At 63.8% G+C, this 23,500-nt stretch carries 21 protein-coding genes; 12 read left to right on the forward strand and 9 right to left on the reverse strand.

Translation table 11 applies throughout. The features are described from left to right. The first annotated feature begins 7 nt into the window (after nucleotides 1–7). The 3 genes from QNA11_RS05600 (at nucleotide 8) to lysM (ending at nucleotide 2,475) form a co-directional block, all read left to right on the forward strand. The gene (locus QNA11_RS05600) at nucleotides 8–691 is read left to right on the forward strand and encodes a YdcF family protein (RefSeq protein ID WP_281927462.1); all 684 of its coding nucleotides are present in this window, start codon (nucleotides 8–10) and stop codon (nucleotides 689–691) included. 324 nt (nucleotides 692–1,015) lie between these two features. Then, nucleotides 1,016–1,852, forward strand: a complete 837-nt coding sequence (locus QNA11_RS05605; RefSeq protein ID WP_283482262.1) for a lysophospholipid acyltransferase family protein — start codon at nucleotides 1,016–1,018, stop codon at nucleotides 1,850–1,852. Nucleotides 1,853–1,956: 104 nt separating this feature from the next. Beyond that, the gene (gene lysM / locus QNA11_RS05610) at nucleotides 1,957–2,475 is read left to right on the forward strand and encodes a peptidoglycan-binding protein LysM (RefSeq protein ID WP_283482263.1); all 519 of its coding nucleotides are present in this window, start codon (nucleotides 1,957–1,959) and stop codon (nucleotides 2,473–2,475) included. A 55-nt stretch (nucleotides 2,476–2,530) separates the two neighbouring features. On the opposite strand, the gene QNA11_RS05615 is transcribed toward lysM, so the two are convergent. The 5 genes from QNA11_RS05615 to QNA11_RS05635 all read right to left on the reverse strand — a co-directional run bounded on the left by QNA11_RS05615 (nucleotide 2,531) and on the right by QNA11_RS05635 (nucleotide 6,387). Then, nucleotides 2,531–3,124 (reverse strand): glutathione S-transferase, encoded by a 594-nt coding sequence (locus QNA11_RS05615; RefSeq protein WP_283482264.1) that lies wholly within the window; start codon nucleotides 3,122–3,124, stop codon nucleotides 2,531–2,533. 72 nt (nucleotides 3,125–3,196) lie between these two features. Next, nucleotides 3,197–3,919: a hypothetical protein gene (locus QNA11_RS05620; RefSeq protein ID WP_283482265.1), complete on the reverse strand. Its 723-nt coding sequence runs from the start codon at nucleotides 3,917–3,919 to the stop codon at nucleotides 3,197–3,199. 250 nt (nucleotides 3,920–4,169) lie between these two features. Continuing rightward, complete coding sequence (locus QNA11_RS05625; RefSeq protein WP_283482266.1) at nucleotides 4,170–5,015, reverse strand: 23S rRNA (adenine(2030)-N(6))-methyltransferase RlmJ; 846 nt, start codon at nucleotides 5,013–5,015, stop codon at nucleotides 4,170–4,172. A 111-nt stretch (nucleotides 5,016–5,126) separates the two neighbouring features. Then, nucleotides 5,127–5,888, reverse strand: coding sequence for a ribonuclease T2 family protein (locus tag QNA11_RS05630; RefSeq protein WP_283482267.1), 762 nt, complete (start codon nucleotides 5,886–5,888; stop codon nucleotides 5,127–5,129). Between the two features lie 37 nt (nucleotides 5,889–5,925). After that, complete coding sequence (locus QNA11_RS05635; RefSeq protein WP_202071597.1) at nucleotides 5,926–6,387, reverse strand: hypothetical protein; 462 nt, start codon at nucleotides 6,385–6,387, stop codon at nucleotides 5,926–5,928. On the opposite strand from QNA11_RS05635, the gene QNA11_RS05640 reads away from it, so the two are divergent. Then, nucleotides 6,386–7,804, forward strand: coding sequence for an SGNH/GDSL hydrolase family protein (locus QNA11_RS05640; RefSeq protein ID WP_283482268.1), 1,419 nt, complete (start codon nucleotides 6,386–6,388; stop codon nucleotides 7,802–7,804). The genes QNA11_RS05635 and QNA11_RS05640 overlap by 2 nt on opposite strands. Before the next feature lie 125 nt (nucleotides 7,805–7,929). Beyond that, nucleotides 7,930–8,592, forward strand: coding sequence for a L,D-transpeptidase (locus QNA11_RS05645; RefSeq protein WP_283482269.1), 663 nt, complete (start codon nucleotides 7,930–7,932; stop codon nucleotides 8,590–8,592). A 335-nt stretch (nucleotides 8,593–8,927) separates the two neighbouring features. On the opposite strand, the gene QNA11_RS05650 is transcribed toward QNA11_RS05645, so the two are convergent. Then, a complete protein-coding gene (locus QNA11_RS05650) occupies nucleotides 8,928–9,137 on the reverse strand; it encodes a hypothetical protein (RefSeq protein WP_202071595.1) in 210 nt (69 codons plus the stop codon). 6 nt (nucleotides 9,138–9,143) lie between these two features. Further along, complete coding sequence (locus QNA11_RS05655; protein WP_283482270.1) at nucleotides 9,144–10,562, reverse strand: glutamate synthase subunit beta; 1,419 nt, start codon at nucleotides 10,560–10,562, stop codon at nucleotides 9,144–9,146. A 222-nt stretch (nucleotides 10,563–10,784) separates the two neighbouring features. Here QNA11_RS05655 and QNA11_RS05660 point away from each other — a divergent pair, with 222 nt between their 5' ends. Together QNA11_RS05660 and QNA11_RS05665 are read left to right on the forward strand one after the other, a co-directional pair. Continuing rightward, complete coding sequence (locus QNA11_RS05660) at nucleotides 10,785–11,012, forward strand: AbrB/MazE/SpoVT family DNA-binding domain-containing protein (RefSeq protein ID WP_283482271.1); 228 nt, start codon at nucleotides 10,785–10,787, stop codon at nucleotides 11,010–11,012. Continuing rightward, nucleotides 10,996–11,400 (forward strand): PIN domain-containing protein, encoded by a 405-nt coding sequence (locus QNA11_RS05665; RefSeq protein ID WP_283482272.1) that lies wholly within the window; start codon nucleotides 10,996–10,998, stop codon nucleotides 11,398–11,400. The genes QNA11_RS05660 and QNA11_RS05665 overlap by 17 nt, the downstream gene beginning before the upstream one ends. A 32-nt stretch (nucleotides 11,401–11,432) precedes the next feature. On the opposite strand, the gene gltB is transcribed toward QNA11_RS05665, so the two are convergent. Beyond that, a complete protein-coding gene (gltB, locus tag QNA11_RS05670) occupies nucleotides 11,433–16,130 on the reverse strand; it encodes a glutamate synthase large subunit (RefSeq protein WP_283482273.1) in 4,698 nt (1,565 codons plus the stop codon). A gap of 466 nt (nucleotides 16,131–16,596) precedes the next feature. On the opposite strand from gltB, the gene QNA11_RS05675 reads away from it, so the two are divergent. Continuing rightward, nucleotides 16,597–17,655: a hypothetical protein gene (locus QNA11_RS05675; protein WP_283482274.1), complete on the forward strand. Its 1,059-nt coding sequence runs from the start codon at nucleotides 16,597–16,599 to the stop codon at nucleotides 17,653–17,655. A gap of 72 nt (nucleotides 17,656–17,727) precedes the next feature. On the opposite strand, the gene QNA11_RS05680 is transcribed toward QNA11_RS05675, so the two are convergent. Next, nucleotides 17,728–18,192, reverse strand: coding sequence for an Hsp20 family protein (locus QNA11_RS05680; protein ID WP_283482275.1), 465 nt, complete (start codon nucleotides 18,190–18,192; stop codon nucleotides 17,728–17,730). Between the two features lie 239 nt (nucleotides 18,193–18,431). Between QNA11_RS05680 and QNA11_RS05685 the strand changes: the two genes are divergently transcribed. The 4 genes from QNA11_RS05685 (at nucleotide 18,432) to QNA11_RS05700 (ending at nucleotide 23,260) form a co-directional block, all read left to right on the forward strand. After that, entirely contained in the window at nucleotides 18,432–18,842 is a 411-nt protein-coding gene (locus QNA11_RS05685) for a hypothetical protein (RefSeq protein ID WP_202071588.1), read from the forward strand. Nucleotides 18,843–18,907: 65 nt separating this feature from the next. Continuing rightward, nucleotides 18,908–21,304: a TonB-dependent receptor gene (locus QNA11_RS05690; protein WP_283482276.1), complete on the forward strand. Its 2,397-nt coding sequence runs from the start codon at nucleotides 18,908–18,910 to the stop codon at nucleotides 21,302–21,304. A gap of 360 nt (nucleotides 21,305–21,664) precedes the next feature. Beyond that, a complete protein-coding gene (locus QNA11_RS05695) occupies nucleotides 21,665–22,231 on the forward strand; it encodes a TlpA family protein disulfide reductase (RefSeq protein ID WP_283482277.1) in 567 nt (188 codons plus the stop codon). Between the two features lie 84 nt (nucleotides 22,232–22,315). After that, the gene (locus tag QNA11_RS05700; RefSeq protein ID WP_283482278.1) at nucleotides 22,316–23,260 is read left to right on the forward strand and encodes an alpha/beta fold hydrolase; all 945 of its coding nucleotides are present in this window, start codon (nucleotides 22,316–22,318) and stop codon (nucleotides 23,258–23,260) included. Nucleotides 23,261–23,500 lie beyond the last annotated feature (240 nt).

Consider the following 23,500-nt stretch of genomic DNA (forward strand, 5'->3'; position numbering starts at 1 on the left):
AGGCAGGGTGGCGGGGCCAGCGCGTCAGGCAGGCACGGGACAGGCCAATATCGGGCGCGCCGTCGGCCTCGTCGCACTCGGCGGCCTTGCGTTCGGATTTCTGCTTTTTGTCGCGGGATATGTCTGGTTCGCGCTCTCGCTGGCGCGCAACGAGCCGCGCCTGACGGTCAGGGCGGAGGGGATCGTCGTCTTCACCGGAGGGTCCGACCGCGTGCAGGAGGCGGCCGAGCTTCTGGCGCGCGGCCAGGCGAACCGCATGCTCATCACCGGCGTCAATCGGGCGACCCGCAGCTCGGTTCTGGCGAGATTGCTGCCCGTCTCACACAGGCTGTTCGATTGCTGCGTCGATCTTGGCTATCAGGCGCAAGACACGATCGGCAACGCTCGGGAAACGCGCGAGTGGGCGCAGACGCGCAATATCTCCCATTCGCTCATCGTCGTGACCTCGAATTACCATATGCCGCGCGCCCTCGCCGAGCTCTCGGCCGCGCTGCCGGAGGTGACGCTGCACCCCTTCCCGGTTGTGAGCGATCATGTAAACGTCGCCGGCTGGGCGAGCGACGTTGGCGTCATCAGGCTCGTGGGCGGCGAATATCTCAAATATCTCGGCGCCCTCGCGCGCATCACCCTGCGCCAGAACGAGACCGGCCCCGATATGACCGCGCTGCGAGGGGAGCCGGCGTCGCCGTAGGACCGCGAGCCTTCAGGCTCGCTCAGACTGTTTGACAAAGTGGCGATGACGCCCCTCGTGCTTCGAGACGGCTGCTGCGCAACCTCCTCAGCATGAGGGACTTCTGCTTCTAGGCCAAACACTTAGGCCTCATCCTGAGGAGCGAGCGAAGCTCGCGTCTCGAAGGACGAGGCCGCCTCGGAGGTTTGCCAACAAACGGCGCGCGCCTTCAGGCTCGCTGGTAGAATGCGCGCCTGAAGGCGCGCGGTCCATTTTCCGGCGGCTTGTTAAGCCGGGCGCCGCTGGCGTAAAAGGCGCGGGTCTGCCGCAAGGAAGCGCCGCCCCATGATCTTTCTGCGTTCGCTCGTCTTCCAGATTCTCTTCTTCCTGGCCATGGTCGCGCTGATGCTGATCTGGCTGCCGGGCCTTTTCATGGGCCGGCAGGTCTCGCAGGAACTCGGACGCACCTGGGGCCGCGTGTCTTTGTGGCTGCTCGACAAGATTTGCGGCACGAAGGTCGAGTTCCGCGGTCTCGAAAACAAGCCCAAAGGCGCGGTGATCGTCGCCTCGAAGCATCAGTCGATCTGGGACACTTTCGTCCTGCCGACCCAATTCCCGGACTTCAGCTACATCCTCAAACATGAGCTGGTCTGGCTGCCTTTCTTCGGCTGGTATCTGCTCGCCGCGGAGCAGATCGCCATCGACCGCGCCAAGGGCGGCAAGCTGCTGCCGCAGCTCATCGAGAAGTCGAAGACGCTCTTTGCACAGGGACGCCAGCTCTTCATCTTTCCGGAAGGCACGCGCCGCCCGGCTGGCGCGCCGCCGGCGTATAAGATCGGCGTCGCCCATCTCTACGCCGCCGCCAAAGTGCCGGTGCTGCCCGTGGCGCTCAACGCCGGCCTGTTCTGGCCCCGGCGCTCATTCCTGATCTATCCGGGCACAGTGGTGATCGAGTTCCTGCCGCCCATCCCGCCGGGTCTGCCGACGCGCGAATTTTTCGAGAAGCTGCAAAGCGACATCGAGACGGCTTCCGACCGGCTGATTGCCGAGGCCGTCGCGGCCGATCCGAGCCTCGCGCCCCGCGTCGCGGAGAACCGGGCGAAGGCGATCGCCAGGGACAAAGCGCGGGCGGAGAAAAAGGCGGCCGGGCGCGGCCGAAGCTCCGCGACGGGCGAAGCATAAGCGGACACGCAGCCCTGTGACGAATGGCCCTGTCCCAGCGGCGGGGCGCCTCCTAGATAAAGGGGCGTCGCGAAGAGCGTCGTCTCTCAGGGAGGCATTTGATCATGGGCTTATTGGATTTTCTTACCGGCAAGAGCAAAGCGGCCCCCGCTCCGGCGGGCGCGACGGAAACCTCGGCCGCGTCGGCCGAGGCGTTGACGAAGGAATTGGAAGCCCACGGCTTCGACGTATCTGGCGTCGACATCGAGGTTGACGGCGGCAAGGTGACGCTGAATGGCGCAGTCGATTCACGCGCCACGCTCGAGAAAATCGTCCTGGCGGTCGGCAACACCAAGGGCGTGGCGCAGGTCGAGAACAATCTCATCGCTCCCGACGCCGACCCGGAATCCCCCTCGGGGCTTTATGTTGTGAAGCAAGGCGATACGCTCTGGAAGATCGCCGCGGAGAATTATGGCGACGGCGCACGTTACAAAGAGATTTTCGAGGCCAACAAGCCGATGCTGAAGGACCCCGACAAGATCTATCCTGGCCAGCGCCTGCGCATACCCGGCGTGAGCGGGCCAAGCGCCGCGAGCGCTATCGTCTGGGCGCCGCCGGCGGAGATCGCCGGGAAGAAGGCCTGACGCGCTCTCCTCAACAATTTGCCGGAGCGATCGCTCGCTCCGGCGTTTTTAGAATTTACGCCTTCGTCGCCTCGAACGCCGGCGCGCGCGCCGAGAAATCCACAAGCCAGGCGACGAGCTTGGGATATTTGGCCCGCCATGCGCCTTCAAAACGCAGATCGAGATAACCGAGCGCGCAGGCGACCGCGATCTGGCCGATCGTGATGTCGCCGACCGGCGGCGCGGCTTCAAGCACGGCAAGCGCGCGGTCGATCTTGCCCTGCTGGAGGTCGATCGCCTCCTGATCGCGCAGCTCGGGGCGGCGCATGGCCGTTTCGTAGCGCATCAGCAGCGCGGCGTCGTTGATCCCGTCTCCGAGCGCCTGCAGGCGCAGCGCCTCGAAACGGCGCTGCGGCTCGGATGGAATGACTTTTCCGCCGCTCAGATGGTCGAGATATTCGGCAATCACGCGGCTGTCGTAGAGCGCCGTTCCGTCGGCCAGAATAAGCGTCGGAATTTTGCCCAGTGGATTTTGGCTGCGCAATGTGTCGTCCGGATCGGTCGTGCTGGCCGAAACGACGTCGATCTGGCCGGCAAGTCCGACCAGATCGGCGACAATGCGAATTTTGCGCGCATAGGGCGAGGCGGGGGAGTAACGAAGGATCATCATTTGCGGACCACCGCCGTTTTTCTGAACGTCGGCGCGTTCCTTATCCTGACCGCGCGCCCCTGCGCAAGGAAGTCAGGGATGGCCCTCCCCGGCTACTTTTAGCTCGGTAAGCTTTTCCGCTTTGGCGCCGTCCTCCGGCTGGAGTGAAGGCAATGTACGCTCGAGGCTGAGAAGCGCGTCGCGTTTTTGCCGTGGGAGGCGCGAATCAGCGAGCGCGATAAAATCCTCATCCCTGTGCGGGCAGCCGACGCGGCCTCGGAATATCACGATCCCCGTTGGCGTCACGACGCTATCGCCCGCCCGCAAGGTTGCGTCGTGCAAGCGCAGAAGGGATTTATCCGCCGCGGCGGGCTGAAGCGGCTCCGCCCCGCAAAATAAGGGTTTTGACAGCCTGGCTCCCGTCGAATCGGAGCCTTCGGCGGTTTCCATCGCGTGAGCGCGCTCTCGCGCATTCTTTTTTGGAGAATTGTCGAAACGCAAAGTGAAAGAATGACGTCGCGTGGCGCTGTGCTGGACGCGCGCTTGCGGCCGCGGCGCGCTGCGCGCCTCATCGGCGCCGCCCAGGCCGAAAAGCTCTTCAAAGAATCCGGCGTTAGCTGGAGTGGCGAGACTCGCGAAGAAGAGTGCGCACATAAAAAAACGGGCGATCTTTTCGACTGGGCCACGCTTGTGAATGCTCATGGAATACATACGAAATGCCTCCACAATAATGCATCCGAGTATAACGATGACAGGTCGCGCTAATGATGGATTGACCCGTTCGCGAGAGACACTCTCGCAACGACAGGTAAACAATCGAGATGAGAATTCGTTTCATCTTATGTATTGGGCGCGACATCTTGTCCCGCAATTAGGCGCGCTCGTTCCGGCGAATGATTCACCTCAGCCCTCAAATCGCGGTTCGTTGTCATTCCCGACGCTCGCGCAGCGAGCGATCGGGAATCCAGAGCGAAACTAGCGCTCTTGTGGCTCTGGATTCCCGGTCGGGCTTTCAGCCCGCCGGGAATGACCCTCCCGCAATGCGAGCTTTCAATCGGAAACGACGTCACTCCCCCGTCAAGCGATCGATCTCGAAGCCCGCGCCTTCGCCCTGGGCCAGTTTCGGCGCAAGGAATGCAAGAATTTTTCGCGCCTCCTCTTCGAAGACGAAAGGCGGATTGACGACAACCAATCCCGTCCGCCGCAAACCTTCGCCCCCGCGCGCAACCGCGAGCGACAGACGCAACGCGCGTTTCACGCCTTCGCGCGCGAAGCGACCCAGAAATGCGCGCTCGGCGATGGCGTCCTTCGACGGATGCCAGAGCGCATAAACGCCATTCGGCCACTTGCGATAGGCGCGCAGAAAGGCTGAGAACATCGCGTCGAATTCATCCGTCCGCTCGAATGGCGGATCGATCAGCACGAGGCCGCGCTTCTCCTTGGGCGGCACATAGGCGCTGAGCCCGGTGTAGCCGTCGATATGGATCGTCTTCACCCGCGCGTCGCGTCCGAAGCGATAGCGCAGCGCCTCGAAGGCGTCGGGGCGCAACTCGCAAAAAATGGCGCGGTCGTGCTCGCGCATCATCCGCGCGGCGATGAGCGGCGAGCCGGGATAGAGCCCCGGCCGCCCCTCCGCGTCTAAGACGCCCACGCAATCGAGATAGGGCGCGAGAAGCGCGCGCGTCTCTTCGTCCGCGCCGGAGAGATCGGCAAGGCGCCCGACGCCGCCGCGCCACTCCAGCGTGCGCTCGGCCTCGTCGGCGGCGAGGTCATAGGCGCCCTCCCCGGCATGGGTGTCGATGACGCGGAAAGGCGCGTCCTTGCGCAAGAGATAGGCGAGCAGGCGCGTAAGCAGCGCATGCTTGAAGACGTCGGCGAAGTTGCCGGCGTGAAAACCGTGGCGATAGTTCATGCCGTTCTATCGGCCGGTTGCCGCCGAGCCGCAAGCGCCGACGCGGGCGCGCGCGTCAATCCACGCGCTCGTTATGTCTGCCCTGGATTCCCGCTTTCGCGGGAATGACATTCACAAAGGCGCCGGCACCGAAATCTCTCGCTGGCGGCACCCGTGCTGCACGACCTCGGGACAGGCCCGGAATTCGCGCAGATCCTTCGATAAGCAGATGCGCACTTCCTCGAAGACGTTGCGACGGCAGGAGACCGCCATCATGCCCGGCCGCAGCCGCGGATTGGCGTCGTAGAAGGCGCGCTCGACGTCGATGGGCGTGAAGGTCTGATCGCTTTTGGGCCTCACGAAAGCCGCGGGAATCGTCACCGCCTCTCTCGCGCGGGCCACGTCGCCGAAATAGTCGCTCGGGCTCTTGCCGCTGCAGGTTCCATGCTTGCGCCATTCGTAGCGCGCGAGGCGCTCGTCGGGGAAGAGCCCGTCGGCGCGCTGCAGAGCGATGCGCGATGGCGTGCGCGGACCGTCGCAATCGCTGGGGAAGCCATGCTCATATTGCGGCCACAGCCCATGCACGACGAAGCCCAGCCCCTTCCCCGGCTCGCATTGATCATGCGAGCCGCCGACGCTGTCGCAAAAGCCGGGCGACCAGCTCAAGGCGAGCACGTAGAAATCGAAATCCTTTGAGGGCGCGCCGCCCCGGAAACCGGCGTCGCGCTTCGCTTCAGGAGCAGGCGCGGGCGTTGCCTCTTGCGGCTTTGGCGGAAGCCGATCCGCGCAATGATCGAGGATACAATCGTCGTCCTTGGCGCTCGCGGGCGCCAGAAAGAGGAAAGCAACGCAAAACGCCGCCGCGCGCGCGGCAGTCAAAAAAATGCTGGTCATCGGAAAACCTCGGAGCCGCTTTGTTGAGCGGTCGGGCTCAAGGTCCGGCCGCGCGGCAATTCGGACTGAAGGCGTGGTTGCGGTCAAGCCCCTCGACGCACCAGGTGACGCCCGAACCGATGCCGATGAAGCCCAGATCCTCGCCGATGTTGTAGACAACGCGGCGGCGCTTGCCGTCGTTGAAATAGGCTTCGGCGCGGCAGTAGCGGCGCGGAATATAGCTCAGCCCATCGGTGCGATAGCCAAATTCGGAGGCGCTTTCATAGCCCTCGATCACGAGGCCGGAATTCCAATATTCGGCCTCCCGGCTGCCAAAGCTCGAGGTGATTTCCGTCAGCACGAGCGGGTCCGAGCACAGAGGCAAAATCCCCGAGTAAGGCGGCACGCGAAACTCCGCCGGCTGGTCGTGCTCGCGCGGCGCGGCAAAGGCCGAGGTAGCGCCGACGAGGCAAAATAACGCCAGGTGAAAAACAACGCGGCGAAAAACAGAGCCTGTCATGGGAATCCCCTTGGTCGAGTCGGGCGAATTGGGGCGAATGCGCGCCCGCGCGTCAAGCGGCTATTTGCGAAGCTGCGAAAAAGCCCTTTATACTTTCCACATGGCCGAGCACCGGAACGATCATGCCGTCACGTTGCGCCGCGCGCTGGCGCTCGCTGCGATCGCCCTCGCCGCGCTCCTTGCAAGCCCGGAAGCCTCCCTGGCGCAGGACCCCTTTTCCGATTTCTTCGGCGGCCTGTTCGGATTCAAGCGCGCGCCGGTTCAGCGCCCCGCCGACGAGCCGCGCGTGCGCCGGATCATGCCGCACCAGGAAAACCGGCCGCCGACCTATTGGCGCGGCGGCGAGGCGGCGCGCTCCACGCCGAAACGCGCCGTGAAGCGCAGCGAGCCGTCGCCGGGCGCGGGCGAAGCGGCAAAGCGCGAGACGCCCGAGGTCGCGGCGACTTATTTCGTCGCCGTGATGGGCGATACGCTGGGCATATTGCTCGCCAATGGGCTGGAGGAGACCTTCGCCGACAAGCCCGAGATTGGAATATTGCGCAAAGGCAAGGAAAGCTCGGGCCTCGTGCGCAGCGATTTCTACGACTGGCCGAAGGCGGCGAAAGACATCGCCAACGGGACGCAGAAGATCGACGTCGCCGTGATGATGATCGGCTCGAATGACAGGCAGTCGCTACGCGAGGGCGCGCAGAGCGACGAGCCCTTCTCTGCGCATTGGCGCGAGACCTACGCCGCCCGCATCAACGCCGTGATGGCGCCGTTCCGGGAAAAGAAAATTCCGGTGGTCTGGGTCGGCCTGCCGATGATGAAGAACGAGAGTTTTTCCGCCGACATGGGAAAGCTCAACGATCTCTTCCGTGAGGAGGTCGCCAAGAACGACGGGATGTACGTCGATCTTTGGGAAGCGCTCGCTGACGAGCGCGGCCGGTTCAACGCCTTCGGCCCCGACATCAACGGGCAGATCGTCAAGCTGCGCACGGCGGACGGCGTGCATTTCACCGAGGCCGGCGCGCTCAGCGTCGCGCATTTCGTCGCCACTGAAATCAAGAAGCTTTACGACGAGCGCAAGCAGCCGGAACTGGAAGCCGCTCCTGACGCGCCGGCGGCAAAAGCGCAGCCGCCCGCGTCGGCGGCCGCCCCCTCCGCCCCGCTCATTTTCCGTTCGCCGGAAAAGCCTCTCTCGAGCGAGGCCCCGGCGCTTCCCGAGCGCCCCGCCATCGGACCTGTCCAGACTTTGACTGGCGCGCCGAACCCGGCCGGGGCGCCGGAACTGGCGCGACGCGCGCCTGCCTCTGCCCCGGCGCCCGCCGGCGCCGACGCGCAGGCGCTCGCGCGGCATGTGTTCATCGAGGGAGGCGATCAATCGCCGCGTCCCAATCGAGCGGACGATTATTCGTGGAAACCCGCCGCGCCCTGACGCTGGATTGCGATTTTGATATTTTGAAGGAAATTTTACCCTATCGGCCAATGTGCGCAGGCATATGGAACGCTTTGCCAGGCTCCGGCATTTTCCTGCCCAGATAAGTCTGGGGAGCTATTCAAATGCATCTTTTCGATTTCCGGCCTCTCGCCGCCGCGGCCTTCATGCTGACTGCCGGCGCCTTCTCAACAGAAGCCTCGGCGCAAGACCGTAGTTTCCTGGCGCTTTTCGAAGAACCGAGTCCCACCGCGGCTGGAAATGAGGACGCCTCTTACGGCCGCCAACAGGCCTCCTACGAGCAGCCGGACGACATGCGCGTGCAGCGGGACTATCCCACCGTAACGCGCGAGATGGTCTCCGACCCGACGAAGGAACGCCCCGGCACGATCACCGTCGATACGGAAAACCGCTACCTCTATCTGTCGCTCGCCGATGGACAAGCGGTGCGCTACGGGATCGGCGTGGGCCGTGAAGGATTTACCTGGAAGGGGCGCGTCCGCGTCGGCCGTAAGGAAACCTGGCCTGGCTGGACGCCGCCGAAGGAAATGCTGAAGCGCCGTCCCGATCTGCCGCGCCACATGGCCGGCGGCGAAGAGAACCCCCTCGGCGCGCGCGCCATGTATCTCTACTCGGGCGCCAAGGACACGATGTTCCGCATCCACGGCTCGAACGAGCCCTGGACCATCGGACAGGCCGTCTCTTCCGGCTGCATCCGTATGACCAATGACGACGTCACCGACCTTTTCAGCCGCGTGAAGATCGGGACGAATGTCGTGGTGCTGTGATACGAGATCCGCTTGATTGGGTCGGCGTCATTCTCGACGCTCGCGCCGTTTGGACACACAGGGACTCACCGCCGTCATTGCGAGGAGGCGGAGCCGACGAAGCAATCCAGAGCCGCATCGCTGCCCTGGATTGCTTCGCTTCGCTCGCAATGACGGGCTCTGGGCAAAACCAGCGCTTTTGTGGCTCTGGATTCCCGATCGGGCCTTCGGCCCGTCGGGAGTGACAAGTCCCCACGCGAGCTATTCAACCGGAAATGGTATGAGTTATTTCTCCTCCGAAACAACAAAAGCCCCGGAAATCCGGGGCTTTTTTTGACTGTCGTCTGGCTGGACGCTTATTCCATATTGCAGTCGAAGACGAAATTGGTCAGCCCCGACAAGGTGATTTGAATGACGACCCAGGCCGCGATCAAAATCCAGGCGATTTTCTTCTGATCACGACCATAGAGAAAGGCGCCCGCCAGCGGCAGGACCAGAAAGAAGAACTGCCACGGCTGGGTGACGAATGTGTCGCAGTACCAAAGGTTCAATTTTTCGCTGACCATTTTTTCTCACCTTGGCAGATTTGTTTCGCCCATCAAATGCAGGTCGACCGCATGGGCGCATTGGCGCCCCTCGCGAATGGCCCACACCACGAGCGATTGACCGCGCCGCATGTCCCCGCACGTGAATACTTTTTCGCGCGATGTCTTATAGGCGCGCGTATCCGCCGCCACATTGCCGCGCGCGTCGAGATCGACGCCGCTTTGTTCGAGGAGCCCTTCCTTGATCGGCGAGACGAAGCCCATGGCGAGCAGCACCAGATCAGCCTTGATCGTGAAGGCGCTGTCGGGAATCTCCTGCATCTTGCCGTCGACCCGCACGCAGCGCAGCCCCTCGACCGCGCCGCCCTCGCCGATGAACTCCTTGGTCAGCACGGAGAACTCGCGCGCCGAGCCCTCCTCATGCGAGGAGGAGGTGCGCATCTTGAGCGGCCAGTCCGGCCAGGTCAGGAGCTTATTTTCCTTCTCCGGCGGCTTGGGCATGATTTCGAGCTGCGTCACCGACAGCGCGCCATGGCGCACCGAGGTGCCGATGCAGTCCGAGCCCGTATCGCCGCCGCCGATGACGACGACATGCTTGCCGGTCGCGAAGATTGGCTCGTTGGTCGTGAGCGGCTCGCCAGCGACGCGGCGGTTCTGCTGAGCCAGGAAATCCATGGCGACATGCACGCCGCGCAGCTCGCGCCCGGGGATCGGCAGCTCGCGCGGCTGCTCGGCGCCGCCAGCGAGAATCACCGCGTCATGGCTGGCGACGAGGTCGCGGACATTCATATCGACGCCGACATTGACCCCGTAATGGAAAACGACGCCCTCGGCCTCCATCTGCGCGACGCGGCGGTCGATGAGGTGCTTTTCCATCTTGAAGTCTGGAATGCCGTAGCGCAGCAGACCGCCGGCCTTGGCGTTCTTCTCGTAGAGATGGACGTCATGGCCGGCGCGTGCGAGCTGCTGCGCAGCGGCGAGACCCGCGGGGCCCGAGCCGACGACGGCGACGCGCCGTCCCGTCTTGCGCTTCGGCGGCTCTGGGACAACCCAGCCCTGCTCGAAGCCGCGGTCGACGATCGCGCATTCGATCGTCTTGATGGTGACGGGCTGGTCCTGAAGGTTCAGCGTGCAGGAGGCCTCGCAGGGCGCGGGGCAGATGCGGCCGGTGAACTCGGGGAAGTTATTGGTGGAGTGAAGATTGGCGAGCGCGCGCTTCCACTCGCCGTGATAGACGAGGTCGTTCCAGTCGGGGATTTGATTGTTGACCGGGCAGCCATTGTGGCAGAACGGGATGCCGCAATCCATGCAGCGCGCGGCCTGGCTTTTGGTCGCCTCTTCGGAAAGCGGGATCACGAACTCGTCATAGTGACGAATGCGATCGGCCGCCGGCTTATATTTGCGGTCCTGCCGGTCGATTTCGAGAAAGCCCGTGACCTTGCCCATATCGCATCCCACCTTTCGCATCGGGCTCCGGCTGGTTGAGAGCAGCCGGATCAAGCTCGAATTCCGCCAGTCCGCCGTCTGCTCAGCCCACTGCGTGATTTCGTGAGGAGTTCTAAACGCTTTCGCTTCGGCCCCGTCAAGCGAGTAAGCCGCGCTAATTTGATGCTATGCAAGACACACGCGGAGATATACATTTTGGAAAGCGTATATCCGGAGAACCCAATGCGCGTCTCACGATGGGGAAATAGCCTTGCCGTGCGCCTGCCCGCCGACCTCGTGCGGGAGAAGGGCCTGAAGGAAGGCGACGAGGTATCAATCACCGTCGAGTCGATGATCGACGAAAAAGCCCGCGCTCGCGCCGAGGCGATCGCTGCTCTCCGGAACCTTCGCGGGATGATCCCGGCCGATTACAGGTTCAAACGCGAAGACGCATATGACGAAGAGCAATAGAAGCTTCTTCGATACGAATGTCCTTCTATATGCGGTCACGAGCCCCGGCGCCAAAGCGGATATCTCAGAGGAGTTGATAGCGCTCGGCGGCGTCGTCAGCATTCAGGTTCTGAACGAGTTCGCCGCCGTTTCTCGGCGCAAACACAATGCTTCGTGGCAGAATGTGAAGGCGAGTTTAGAATCGTTTCGAGCGACGCTCGACATCGTTCCCCTTACCCTTGAAACGCACCAGACCGGCGTCGCTCTTGCCGAGCGCTACAATTTTGCAATCTATGACGCCATGATCGTGGCGGCAGCTAAATTAGCGGGCTGCCGGACGCTCTATACGGAGGACCTGCATAATGGGCAGATCCTCGATCAACTAAAAATCGAGAACCCGTTTGTCTGATTTTAGGCTCGGGGGGCAAGCCCCCCGTCCTGTTACTCGCCTGCCGCCTTGAGCCGCCCCGGCTGCGCCTTCTTGGCCATCTCCGTCAGCGCGCGGCGGTATTCGATTGGCATCACCTTGCGGAACTTGCCGCGATAGTTCTCCCAATCGTCGAGAATCTGCCGCGCGCGGGTCGAGCCCGTGTAGCGCAGGTGCCGCTCGATGAGCTGGCGCAGGCGCTCGGCGTCGAAGCGCGTCATATCCGACATCACATCGACCTTGCCATGCGTCTCGAGATCGCCGGTCTGATGGTAATTCTCGGTCATGAGCGTCTCTTCGGCGCTCACGGGCTCGAGATCGACCATCGCGAGGTTGCAGCGGCTCGCGAAGCTCCCGTCCTCGTCGAGGACATAGGCGATGCCGCCGGACATGCCGGCCGCGAAGTTACGCCCCGTCTGGCCGAGCACGACCACGACGCCGCCGGTCATATATTCGCAGCCATGGTCGCCCGCGCCCTCGACCACCGCGACGGCGCCGGAGTTGCGCACCGCGAAGCGCTCGCCCGCGACGCCGCGGAAATAGCACTCGCCCGCGATTGCGCCGTAGAGCACCGTATTGCCGACGATGATCGAGTTCGAGGGATCGATCTTCTTGGCGTCACGCGACGGATAGACGATCAGCTTGCCGCCCGAGAGGCCCTTGCCGACATAGTCGTTCGCTTCGCCTTCGAGCTGCAGCGTCACGCCGCGCGCGAGGAAGGCGCCGAAGCTCTGCCCGGCCGTGCCGACGGCGCGGATGTTGATCGTGTCCTCCGGCAGGCCCGTGTGACCATAGATACGCGCGACCTCGCCCGAGAGCATGGCGCCCGTGGTGCGGTCGACGTTCTTGATCGAGGTCTCGATCGACACTTTCGCGCCGCGGTCGAGCGCCGGCCGCGCCTCCGCGATGAGCTTGTTGTCGAGAACCTTGTCGAGGCCGTGGTCCTGAGACTGCGAATGGCGGATCGCCGCGCCCTCGCCCTCAGGCTTGTAGAAGAGCTTCGAGAAGTCGAGGCCCTGCGCCTTCCAATGAGCGAGAGCCTTGGTCTTGTCGAGCATCTGCATCTGGCCGACGAGCTCGTCGAAGCTGCGATAGCCCATCTGCGCCATCAGCTCGCGCGCTTCTTCGGCGACAAAGAAGAAGTAGTTGATGACATGCTCCGGCTGGCCGGCGAAGCGCTTGCGCAGCACCGGGTCCTGCGTCGCGACGCCGACGGGGCAAGTGTTGAGATGGCACTTGCGCATCATGATGCAGCCCGCAGCGATGAGCGGCGCCGTCGAGAAGCCGAACTCGTCCGCGCCGAGCAGCGCGCCGATGATGACGTCGCGGCCCGTACGCAGACCGCCGTCGACCTGCACGGCGATGCGCGAACGCAGGCCGTTCAGCACCAGCGTCTGATGCGTCTCGGCGAGGCCGATCTCCCAGGGCGAACCCGCATGCTTGATGGAGGTGAGCGGCGAAGCGCCCGTGCCGCCGTCATAGCCGGAGATCGTCACATGGTCGGCGCGGCCCTTTGAGACGCCCGCCGCAACCGTGCCGACGCCAACTTCGGAGACGAGCTTCACCGAGACGCCGGCCTTCGGATTCACATTCTTCAGATCGAAGATCAGCTGCGCCAAATCTTCGATGGAATAGATGTCGTGGTGCGGCGGCGGCGAGATGAGGCCGACGCCCGGCGTCGAGTGGCGCACCTTGGCGATCACCGCATCGACCTTGTCGCCGGGCAACTGGCCGCCTTCGCCGGGCTTCGCGCCCTGCGCCATCTTGATCTGGATCATATCGGCGTTGACGAGATATTCCGTCGTCACGCCGAAGCGGCCGGACGCGACCTGCTTGATCGCGGAGCGCATGGTGTCGCCGTTCGGCATGGGCTTGAAGCGATCCGGCTCCTCGCCGCCCTCGCCCGTGTTCGACTTGCCGCCGATGCGGTTCATGGCGATGGCGAGCGTGGTGTGCGCCTCGCGCGAGATCGAGCCGAAGGACATGGCGCCGGTCGCGAATCGCTTCACGATCTCGGAAGCGGGCTCCACCTCATTGAGCGGAACCGGCTTGCGGCCGTCTTCGTCGGCGCTCTTGATGCGGAACAGGCCGCGCAGATTGAGCAGCTTCTCGTCCTGCTCGTTCAACGCCTTGGCGAAGGCGCGATACTGCTCCTGCGCATTGCCGCGCACAGCGTGCTGGAGCAGCGAGATGGTCTGGGGCGTCCAGCTATGCGCTTCGCCGCGCGTGCGGAAGGCGTAATCGCCGCCAACGTCCAGCGCGTCGCGATAGACCGGCGCGTCGCCGAAAGCGAGGCGATGGCGACGCACCGTCTCCTTGGCGATCTCGTCGAGGCCAACGCCCTCGACGCGCGTCGTCGTGCCGGTGAAGAACTCGTCGACGAAGCTCTGCGCAAGGCCCACGGCGTCGAAGATCTGCGCGCCGCAGTAGGACTGATAGGTCGAAATGCCCATCTTGGACATGACCTTCAGCAGGCCCTTGCCGACCGCCTTGATGTAGCGCTTGATCGCCGTATCCGCGTCGACGTCCGCCGGGAATTCGCCCGCCGAGGCCTCCAGCGTGTCGAAGGCGAGATAGGGATTGATCGCCTCGGCGCCGTAACCCGCGAGGCAGGCGAAGTGATGCACTTCGCGCGCTTCGCCGGTCTCGACCACGAGGCCGACCGAGGTGCGCAGGCCCTTGCGGATCAGATGATGATGCACCGCCGCCGTCGCGAGCAGCGCCGGAATCGGAATGCGGTCCGGCCCAGCCATGCGGTCGGAGAGGATGATGATGTTGTAACGGCCGGAAACGGCTTCTTCCGCGCGCTGGCACAGACGCTGTATGGCGCTGCCCATACCCGCCGCGCCCTTGCTGGAATCATAGGAAATTTCCAGCGTCTTGGTGTCGAAGCTGTCCTCCACCATGCCGATCCAGCGGATCTTTTCCAAATCCTCATTGGTGAGGATCGGCTGGCGCACTTCGAGCCGCTTCTTATTGGCCGAACCCTCGTGGTCGAGAATGTTCGGACGCGGGCCGATGAAGGAGACGAGGCTCATGACCAGCTCTTCGCGGATCGGGTCGATCGGCGGATTGGTCACCTGCGCGAAGTTCTGCTTGAAATAGGTGTAGAGCAGCTTCTCCTTGTCGGAGAGCGGCGACACCGGCGTGTCCGTGCCCATGGAGCCGATGGCCTCCTGGCCGGTGACGGCCATGGGGAACATCAGCGTGTAAAGGTCTTCCTCGGTGTAGCCGAAGGCCTGCTGGCGATCGAGCAGCGTGACGTCGGCGCGCGCCGGACGCGCCTCGACGGGCCGGAGCTCCTCGAGCTGAATCTGCGTGCGCGCCAGCCATTCCTTGTAGGGATGCGAGAGCGCGAGTTCCTTTTTGATCTCGTCGTCGGAGATGATGCGGCCTTGCTCCAGATCGACGAGCAGCATCTTGCCCGGCTGCAGGCGCCATTTGGTGACGATCTTCTCTTCCGGAATCGGCAGCACGCCCATTTCGGACGCCATCACCACGAGGCCGTCGTCGGTGACGAGATAGCGCGCCGGACGCAGGCCGTTGCGGTCGAGCGTCGCGCCGATCTGGCGTCCATCGGTGAAGGCCATGGCGGCGGGGCCGTCCCACGGCTCCATGAGCGACGCGTGATGCTCGTAGAAGGCGCGGCGGTCGTCGTCCATCAGCGGATTGCCGGCCCAGGCCTCGGGGATCAGCATCATCACTGCATGCGCCAGCGAATAGCCGCCGCGCACCAGGAATTCGAGCGCGTTGTCGAAGCAGGCGGTGTCGGACTGGCCCTCATAGGAGATCGGCCAGAGCTTGGTGATGTTATCGCCGAAGAGCGGCGAGGACACCGACGCCTGACGCGCCGCCATCCAGTTGAGGTTGCCGCGCAGCGTGTTGATCTCGCCGTTATGCGCGACGAAGCGGTAAGGATGCGCGAGGCGCCAGGACGGGAAAGTGTTGGTCGCGAAGCGCTGATGCACCAGAGCGATCGCCGAGACGAAACGCGGGTCCTTGAGGTCGCGGAAATATTCGCCGAGCTGCGAGACCAGCACCATGCCCTTATAGACGATGGTGCGCGTCGAGACCGAGACCGAATAGAATTCGCGGCCGTTCTCGAGCTTGTAAATCTCGTTGGAAGACGACTTGCGCGCGAGATAGACGCGCCGCTCGAAATCCGCTTCGTCCTTCACGTCGGGACCGCGGCCGACGAAGAGCTGCATATGATGCGGCTCGACAGCCTTCACCGCTTCGCCGAGATCGCTCGAATCGACCGGCAGATCGCGCCAGCCGAGCACGACGACGCCCTCGTCCTTCATCTGCGCATCGAGAATCTCGCGCGCCTTGGCGCGCATTTCCGGATCGCGCGGCATGAAGAACTGGCCGATGGCGTATTCGCCGGCGGCCGGAAGCTGGAAGCCGAGCTTGGCGCATTCCGCCTTGAAGAACTCGTGCGGGATCTGGACGAGAATGCCGCAGCCGTCGCCGAGCTTGGGGTCGGCGCCCACCGCGCCGCGGTGGTCGAGGTTGAGAAGGATCTGCAGGCCCATCTCGACGATGGCGTGCGACCGCTCATTGTGCATATTGGCGACGAAGCCGACGCCGCAAGCATCGTGCTCTTTCGACGGATCGTAAAGCCCCTGCGCGGCCGGCAGGGCCGGATCGCGCCCGATGGCGATCTCTTGGCCCAGGGCCTCTTGCACGGCGTTATCAACGACCTTCGTCATGGCGGCGTCTCCCCGACGCGGCGCGGCGTGTTTCTGCGGCCGGCGCCTCGTCACATTCGTTTTTCCAAAACTGCATAGAGCAAGTTCGCGGTGGATAGAAGCGCGCTTGCGCCCTCTCCAGCGCCTGCTTGCGCGCGCTTTCTTGCGCCTTCCCTTCAAGCCAGGCCGCCGCGCCTCAGGCAAGAGGCGCGCCAAACCGTCTCGATCGTCGGTCGTTCGGCCAGCGCCGACGGCTTTGACCGCAGCGCGTTGGAAAAGGGCGACTATCGAAGGGCGACGGCGCCGAAAGGTCAGCAGCACTGACATATCGACGCCCATGATTTTTGCCAGATTTATGCTCCGGTGACAAGCAACTGCCCGCCGAGACGCCGTTCTTACCGGCAATTAATGTTGCGCGTCCAAGGCTCGCCGCAATCCCGGAGAAGATGGTAAGCGTGAGGGGGCGACGGTTTAAGGAAAAGTGTGCATGTCTTCTACCTGGCCGAAATGGGGAACCCCTCTTGCGCTTGGGCTCGCGCTGGCCTTCGGGATCGGCGCCGACGCCGCGACGGCGCAGTTCTTCTTCCGCCCTTTCGCCTATAGCTGGAGCTATCAGCCGCCGCCGGACGACGAGGATTTCGGAGAGCCGCGCTTCGCCTCGCGCGGTGCCGTGGCGCGCATCCTCGCCCGCGAGGGTTTCCAGCTCGTAGGCCCGCTCGGCCGGCGCGGCGATCAGATCGTCGCCACGGGCGTCAGCCGCCGCGAGGGCGAGACGCGCTTTTTCATCGACCCGTTCGAGGGCGCGATCCTCCACGCCGTGCGGCTTGGCCCGCCGCCAGCCGCCGAGCGTCCTCGCCCGGACGATAACGGATTCGTTCCACAGCTTGGCGGCTCCCACCCGGTCGTCAAGGAGATCGGCAAAAACCGCGCGCCGGTCGACGAAGGGCGCGGGAATGGGCGTATCCTGCACGTGCCGCAGCCCGCCCCGGAGGCGCCCGCCGCCCAACAGACGCAGCGGCCTGCCAGCGGCGCGGCGCGTCCCGCGCCTGCCCCCAACGCCCCGGCCGTCGCACAACCGACTCCAAACGCGAAGCCCGCCGAAGCTCAAAAGCCGATCGAATGGGCGAAGCCGGCCGAAATCTCGAAGCCCGCCGAACCGGCCAAACCGACGGAGCCGCCCAAGGCGCCGGAGGCCGCCAAGGAGGCCCCGAAGCCGGCGGAGGCGCAAAAACCGGCTGCGGCCACGCCGCCTGAGGCGGCTCCTGCCCCAGCAAAACCGGCTCCGGCGCAAAAGCCGCTCGAAACCAAGGCGGAGGCCGTCAAGCCACCGCAGCCGGGGTCGCTCGCCGACCCCGCCAAATCTCCGACCGCAGCGGCAAAGGCGCCGGCGCCGCGCGCTGTCGCCGCGCGCTCGACCGCCGCCTCGCATCGCGCCATCGTCCCGCCGAAGGCGACCGAAGGCGCCGCCGCCGTCACCCCATCGGCGCCGACGACCGCCACGGCTCATGCGGCGCCCAGCGCCAAGACGCCACAGAAAACGCCGTAAGAGTATCGCGCCCCGGCAAAATAAAAGAGGCGCCCGAGCGGGCGCCTCTGTAGGACCGATCGACGAACGGGCTTACGCAGCCTTGGATTCGACAACCTTGGCGGTCGGAGCGCCGCCGCCGATCTCGATGCGACGCGGTTTCTGCGTCTCGGGGATTTCCCGCACCAAATCGACATGCAGCAGGCCGTTGACCAGGCTCGCGCCCGTCACGACCACATGGTCGGCGAGCTGGAACCGTCGCTCGAATGCGCGGGCGGCGATCCCTTGATGCAGCATCTCACGACCCTGGGCGGGCGGAGTCTGATCCTTGGAGCCTTTGATCGACAGCGTATTTTCCTTGGTCTCGATCGTCAGCTCCTCGCGGGAGAAGCCGGCGACCGCCAGCGTGACGCGGTAGGCGTTCTCGCCGGTGCGCTCGATATTATAAGGCGGATAGGTCGACGCGCCGTCGACGCCGCCGCCCTGGTCGAGAAGATTGAAGAGACGATCGAAGCCCACGGTCTGGCGATAGAGGGGCGAAAGATCGAAGTGACGCATGACATATCCTCCGTATGAAGCGACATGCGGCGCGCTGCGTATCGCGCCGCGCCTATTCGCGCGTCCAGTGCGGCCCGCGCTGAATTCGATTTGGGAAGCGGCTCGAGGGAGTTCAAGGGCCGGCTTTTTGTTGCTGGCCGAAAATAGGGTTGCCGAAAAGACACAGTTGAAGCAAATACGACTCTTATATGACCTAAGTCGCTAGCTAAGCCACGAACGCCTTAGCATAAATCCGCGACATGCGGATTCGAGGCCACATTTCCCGCGCGAATAGGAGCGGCGTCGTCATTGCCGGCTGGGCGCGTCACGCGCTCGCGCTGGCGATGACGCTGTTCCTTGTCGTGCAGGCTGGCTCCCCGCAGTGGATGCGCGGCGGCTCCGGGCACGGCTCGGCAATGGCCGCTGCGGAGTGCCAGCGTCCCGGCGTCGCGCTGGGCGCGGGCGCGCCGCATCTGCCGGGGACAAGCGCTGACCATGATTGCAGCGCGTGTCTGGCCTGCGTCTTTTCAGCGATCGACGCGCGCCCGTCCGTTCAAGTCGCGCCCGCCATTACGAGCCGGCTCGTCTTCTTCTTGCCCAGCGGCGTTGCGACGCCTCACGCGCGGCGGCGAGCAGCCCATCCCGCGCGCGCGCCGCCGCTTTTCTCCTGACGGAACCAGCCAACGCGAATCCAGTCTAACCGCCGTCGTTCGGCGGATCAGGAGAAATTTGTCCCATGTCACGTCTTGTCTTGGCGCGCGGCGCATCCGCCGGCGCGATCGCTCTTGCCTTGTTCGGCTACGCCCAAGCGCAAACGCCCCTACCCGCAATTACGGTTGGCGCGGCCAGTCGCGGCGCCGCCACCGCCGCGCCGCGGCCCAACACGGTTGTCGCCCAGCCCGACAAGCTGCAAGACGCGACCGTCATCGGACCGCGCGAGATCGCCAATGAGCTGCCGGCGGCCGCCGACACAGCGCAGCTCCTCCAAAATGCGCCGGGCGTGAATTGGTACGAGGCGGGCGGTGTCTCCCGATTGCCGGTCATTCACGGCATGGCCGACGATCGGCTGAAGATCCTCGTTGGCGGCGTCGAGGCGACCTCGGCCTGCGCCAACCATATGAATCCGCCGCTCTCTTATATCGATCCGAATAACGTCCAGAATATTGAAGTGCACTCCGGCGTCATGCCGGTGAGCAAGGGCGGCGATTCGATCGGCGGCTCCATTCTCGTGACGCCGCGGCAGCCCGCCTTCGCGCCAAGCGCCGCCGCCGCCCCGGCGGTCGTGGAGCCCACGGGTCCGTTCCTGCTCGGCTCGCTTTATCCGCCCTTTTTGCCCTTCCGCGGCCAAGGCCTGCGCTTCGGCGCCCAGAACGAAATCCTCGCCACCGGCGCCATCTCGGCCTTCTTCCGCACCAACAACAATGGCATCACCGTCTCGGGCACGGCGAATGTCGCCAACGAGAATTGGAGCGTGCTCTACAACGGCGCCTGGTCGCGCGCGACGGATTATCATCAGGGCGGCGACGGCAGGAAGGTGCTGTCGACCAACTTCATCTCCGAGCAGCATTCGGTCACGGCGGCCTATCAGAACAACGGGCACCTGTTCTCGTTGCGCGGCGCCATAGAGAATATTCCCTATCAGGGCTTCCCCAATCAGCGCATGGATATGACCGGCAACCGCGCCTATACGGCGGACGCCAAATATCAGGGCGCCTATGATTGGGGCACGGTCGACGCGCGCGCCTTCTATCACTATGTCTCGCATACGATGGGCTTCCTGCAGGACAAGCAGCCGTCGAACATGCCGATGAACACCATCGGCAAGGATTTCGGCTATTCGATCAAGACGGAAATCCCCTTCACGCAACTTTCCGGCCGCGACCTTCTGAGGCTCGGCAGCGAATATCACGGCTTCCGGCTGAACGATTGGTGGGAGCCCATCTACCGTTCGATGATGATGGGCCCCTTCACCTTCTGGAACATCAACAACGGCGATCGCAATCGCGTCGGTCATTTCGCGGAATGGGAAGCCAATTGGACGCCGCAATGGTCCACCCTGCTGGGCGTGCGAAACGACGTCGTGTGGATGGATACGGGCAATGTCTCGCCCTACGACCCGCGCGCGAGAATTCCGATGGGCATGATGATGGGCATGCCCATGTATATGAATAACCCGGACGCCATCACGGCCGGCATTTTCAACAGCCGCAACCGTTCGCGCACGGATGTGAACTTCGACATGGTGGCGAAGGCGCGCTACCAGCGCGACGAAGTGAGCGCCTACGAGGTGGGCTATTCGCGCAAGACGCGCTCGCCGAGCCTCTATGAACGCTATGCCTGGCCGGTGGCGATGGGGACCACCATGAACAATTGGTTCGGCGACCTCAACGGCTATACCGGCAATATGGACCTCAAGCCCGAGGTCGCTCATACGTTCGGCGTCACCGCCGAATGGAAGGACCCGAGAGGCAATTGGGAAGCGCGCGCCAATCCCTATTACACCTATATCGAGAACTTCATCACCGCCGAGCGCTACGGCAACACGACCGGCCCTGCGGGTCTCGTCTTCCCGGTCCTGCAATTCCGCAATCACAAGGCCCAGATTTATGGTTTCGACATCTCGGGCCGCGTGAAATTGTGGGAGACGCCGGAATATGGGCAGTTCTTCGCGTCCGGAAATATCAACTACGTCTTCGGCCGTGACTTTGAAATGCCCGATTACACGGCCTGCGGCCTCTCGGGCTTCAATTGCTATATGCTGGCAAGGAATGCACGCAAGGGCGACGGCCTCTATCACATCATGCCGCTCAACGCGCGCGGCGCCATCGAGCATCGACTCGGCGGCTGGTCGAACGTCGTCGAGCTGCAACTCGTCGACAGCAAGACGCATGTCTCCGTTGCGCGCAATGAGCTGAAGACCGGCGGCTATGCTCTGCTCAATCTGCGCACTGCCTATGAGTGGGGCAATGTGCGTTTCGACCTCGGGTTAGAGAATGTCTTCGACCAGAAATATTTTTCGCCGCTCGGCGGAAGCTATTTCACTTTGGCCAAGGTCACGAACAACCCGGGCAATTACGGGCCCGTGCCCGGCATGGGCCGCAATTTCGTGGCCGGGATGACGGTGAAGTTCTGAGAGCAGGGGCGGCGCGAAAGCGCCGCCCCGATTTTGTTGGCGCGGCTACGAAGCGGCTTGAGGCGCGATCCCCAAACCTCAGCGTTTGACGCAGATACAGAAGCCCCTCATGCTACGGCTGCTGCGACGCAAAAGCGTTGCTCAGTTCGTTGACAAACCTCCGAGGCGGCCTCGTCCTTCGAGACGCGAGCGTCGCTCGCTCCTCAGGATGAGGCCTAAGTGTTTGGCGAAGTTGCAGAAGCTCCTCATGCTGTGAGGAGCCTGCGCAGCAGGCGTCTCGAAGCACGAGGGGCGTCACCGCCACTTTGTCGGCAATCTGAGCGGCGCGAAAGCGTCGCCCTTTCGTTACGGAAGCGGCCAATGATATTCCGGATTGCGTTCCTTCTTATTTTTGGCTGCGCCGCCACTTTTGCCCGCGCGGAGCTCCTTGGCATGCAGGTCGAACGCTCGGTGACAGAGGCGGAGATGAAAGCCTCCTTGCGGGAGGTCGCGCTCGTCGACGAAAAAGGCGCCCCGCTCGATCTGCGCGCGCTCATGGCGAATGGCAAACCGACGCTTGTTTCCCTTTGGGCCTATTGTTGTCCCAATTGCCTCGGGGAGGTCTCCGGCTACAAGGCAATTGCCAAAGCCTGTCCGCAACGCTGGAACATCGTCGTCGTTTCGGCGATCGCAAAAGACTTCCCCAAGGACCTCGCGAAGTTCAAGAGCTACGGCCTGCCCTGGCAAATCTACCGCGTCGGCGATTTAAGCAAAACCGACCTCGCCAAGGCGAAGGCCGCGCGCGCCTTCTATGGCGAGACCAAGGGGGGCGGCGTGGCGACGCCGCTGCATTATTTCCTCGACGCCTCCGGCGCCGTCTCCGCCATTGTGACAGGCAAGATGAACTTTGCGGAGCCTGACCGGCTCGCGGCGCTCTGCTCGATGTGACAGCTTTCCGCCTGTTCCGGCGCCGCGCGAAAATGCACTATGGTCGCGCGGTTGGATTCGGGCCGCCATCGCCACGGAGGACACATGCTCGAGCTGGTCGCGACGTCAGATAATCCCATTCCCGACGGCGCCATCGTTCAGCAGTTGAAGGCCTATGATGGCAGACGCCTGCGCGCCGCGATCTTCCCCTGCCCGACGACGGCGCGCGGCACGGTCGCCGTTTTCCAGGGGCACAATGAGTTCATCGAGAAATATTTCGAGACGATAGAGAATCTGCGCAAGCGCGGATTCGACGTCGTCGCGCTGGATTGGCGCGGACAGGCGGGCTCGGAACGCGAACTTGCCGATCCGCGCAAAGGCCATGTCGATGATTTCTCGCAGTATCAGCGCGACCTCGACGTCTTTGTCGCGCAAGTGCTGAGACCCCGGCCGCAGCCCTGGTTCGCGCTCGCCCATTCGATGGGCGGCGCCATCATGCTCGATCTGGCGCATTCCTCCCGCCCGCCTTTCGAGCGCATGGCGCTCATCGCGCCAATGGTCGACCTCGCCAATCTGGCTTTCCCGCGCGGCGCGCGATGGCTCGCCGATACGCTCGATATGCTGGGCCTCGGCGGCCAGTTCATCCCTTTCGGCGGCGGGCGCAACTATCTCGAATTAGCCTTCGAGGGAAACAAGCTCACGACCGATCCAGTCCGCTTCGCCCGCAATGCGCGCATTATCGCGGCGGCGCCGCAGCTCGTCATCGGCGATCCGACGATCGGCTGGGTCAACGCCGCCTTCCGCCTGATGAAGCGTTTCGAGGCGCCGGAATTCGCGCGCGCCATTCGCACGCCGACGCTGATTTTCGAAGCCGGCCGAGAGAAGATCGTGTCGAACGCCGCCATGGAGCGTTTCACGCAAAATCTCGACACGGGCGCGCTGCTCACCATCGCAGGCGCCAAGCATGAGATTTTGATGGAGCGCGATGAGTTGCGCGGGCAGTTCTGGCGGGCGTTCGATGCGTTTATTCCGGGGTCGGGAGCCATCTGACACCATTTGCGTTCGAACAGCTCGCATCGGACGCGTGTCATTCCCGGCGGGCTGAAAGCCCGACCGGGAATCCAGAGCCACAACAGCGCTGGTTTTGCGCAGAACCCGTCATTGCGAGCGAAGCGAAGCAATCCAGGGCAGCGATGCGGCCCTGGACTGCTTCGTCGGCTCCGCCTCCTCGCAATGACGGCGGTGATTCCATGGGGGTCCAAACGGCGCGCGCGGCGGGGATGGCGCCGA

The sequence above is a fragment of the Methylocystis sp. JR02 genome (assembly GCF_030063565.1).
Lineage (GTDB): Bacteria > Pseudomonadota > Alphaproteobacteria > Rhizobiales > Beijerinckiaceae > Methylocystis > Methylocystis iwaonis.

Excerpts from the sequence above, each read along its gene's own strand:
- QNA11_RS05605 (WP_283482262.1), top strand. The coding sequence starts at position 1,016 with ATGATCTTTCTGCGTTCGCTCGTCTTCCAGATTCTCTTCTTCCTGGCC.
- lysM (WP_283482263.1), top strand. The coding sequence starts at position 1,957 with ATGGGCTTATTGGATTTTCTTACCGGCAAGAGCAAAGCGGCCCCCGCT.
- QNA11_RS05615 (WP_283482264.1), bottom strand. The coding sequence starts at position 3,124 with ATGATGATCCTTCGTTACTCCCCCGCCTCGCCCTATGCGCGCAAAATT.
- QNA11_RS05625 (WP_283482266.1), bottom strand. The coding sequence starts at position 5,015 with ATGAACTATCGCCACGGTTTTCACGCCGGCAACTTCGCCGACGTCTTC.
- QNA11_RS05630 (WP_283482267.1), bottom strand. The coding sequence starts at position 5,888 with ATGACCAGCATTTTTTTGACTGCCGCGCGCGCGGCGGCGTTTTGCGTT.
- QNA11_RS05640 (WP_283482268.1), top strand. The coding sequence starts at position 6,386 with ATGGGAATCCCCTTGGTCGAGTCGGGCGAATTGGGGCGAATGCGCGCC.
- QNA11_RS05635 (WP_202071597.1), bottom strand. The coding sequence starts at position 6,387 with ATGACAGGCTCTGTTTTTCGCCGCGTTGTTTTTCACCTGGCGTTATTT.
- QNA11_RS05645 (WP_283482269.1), top strand. The coding sequence starts at position 7,930 with ATGCATCTTTTCGATTTCCGGCCTCTCGCCGCCGCGGCCTTCATGCTG.
- QNA11_RS05650 (WP_202071595.1), bottom strand. The coding sequence starts at position 9,137 with ATGGTCAGCGAAAAATTGAACCTTTGGTACTGCGACACATTCGTCACC.
- QNA11_RS05655 (WP_283482270.1), bottom strand. The coding sequence starts at position 10,562 with ATGGGCAAGGTCACGGGCTTTCTCGAAATCGACCGGCAGGACCGCAAA.
- QNA11_RS05660 (WP_283482271.1), top strand. The coding sequence starts at position 10,785 with ATGCGCGTCTCACGATGGGGAAATAGCCTTGCCGTGCGCCTGCCCGCC.
- QNA11_RS05665 (WP_283482272.1), top strand. The coding sequence starts at position 10,996 with ATGACGAAGAGCAATAGAAGCTTCTTCGATACGAATGTCCTTCTATAT.
- gltB (WP_283482273.1), bottom strand. The coding sequence starts at position 16,130 with ATGACGAAGGTCGTTGATAACGCCGTGCAAGAGGCCCTGGGCCAAGAG.
- QNA11_RS05675 (WP_283482274.1), top strand. The coding sequence starts at position 16,597 with ATGTCTTCTACCTGGCCGAAATGGGGAACCCCTCTTGCGCTTGGGCTC.
- QNA11_RS05680 (WP_283482275.1), bottom strand. The coding sequence starts at position 18,192 with ATGCGTCACTTCGATCTTTCGCCCCTCTATCGCCAGACCGTGGGCTTC.
- QNA11_RS05685 (WP_202071588.1), top strand. The coding sequence starts at position 18,432 with ATGCGGATTCGAGGCCACATTTCCCGCGCGAATAGGAGCGGCGTCGTC.
- QNA11_RS05690 (WP_283482276.1), top strand. The coding sequence starts at position 18,908 with ATGTCACGTCTTGTCTTGGCGCGCGGCGCATCCGCCGGCGCGATCGCT.
- QNA11_RS05695 (WP_283482277.1), top strand. The coding sequence starts at position 21,665 with ATGATATTCCGGATTGCGTTCCTTCTTATTTTTGGCTGCGCCGCCACT.
- QNA11_RS05700 (WP_283482278.1), top strand. The coding sequence starts at position 22,316 with ATGCTCGAGCTGGTCGCGACGTCAGATAATCCCATTCCCGACGGCGCC.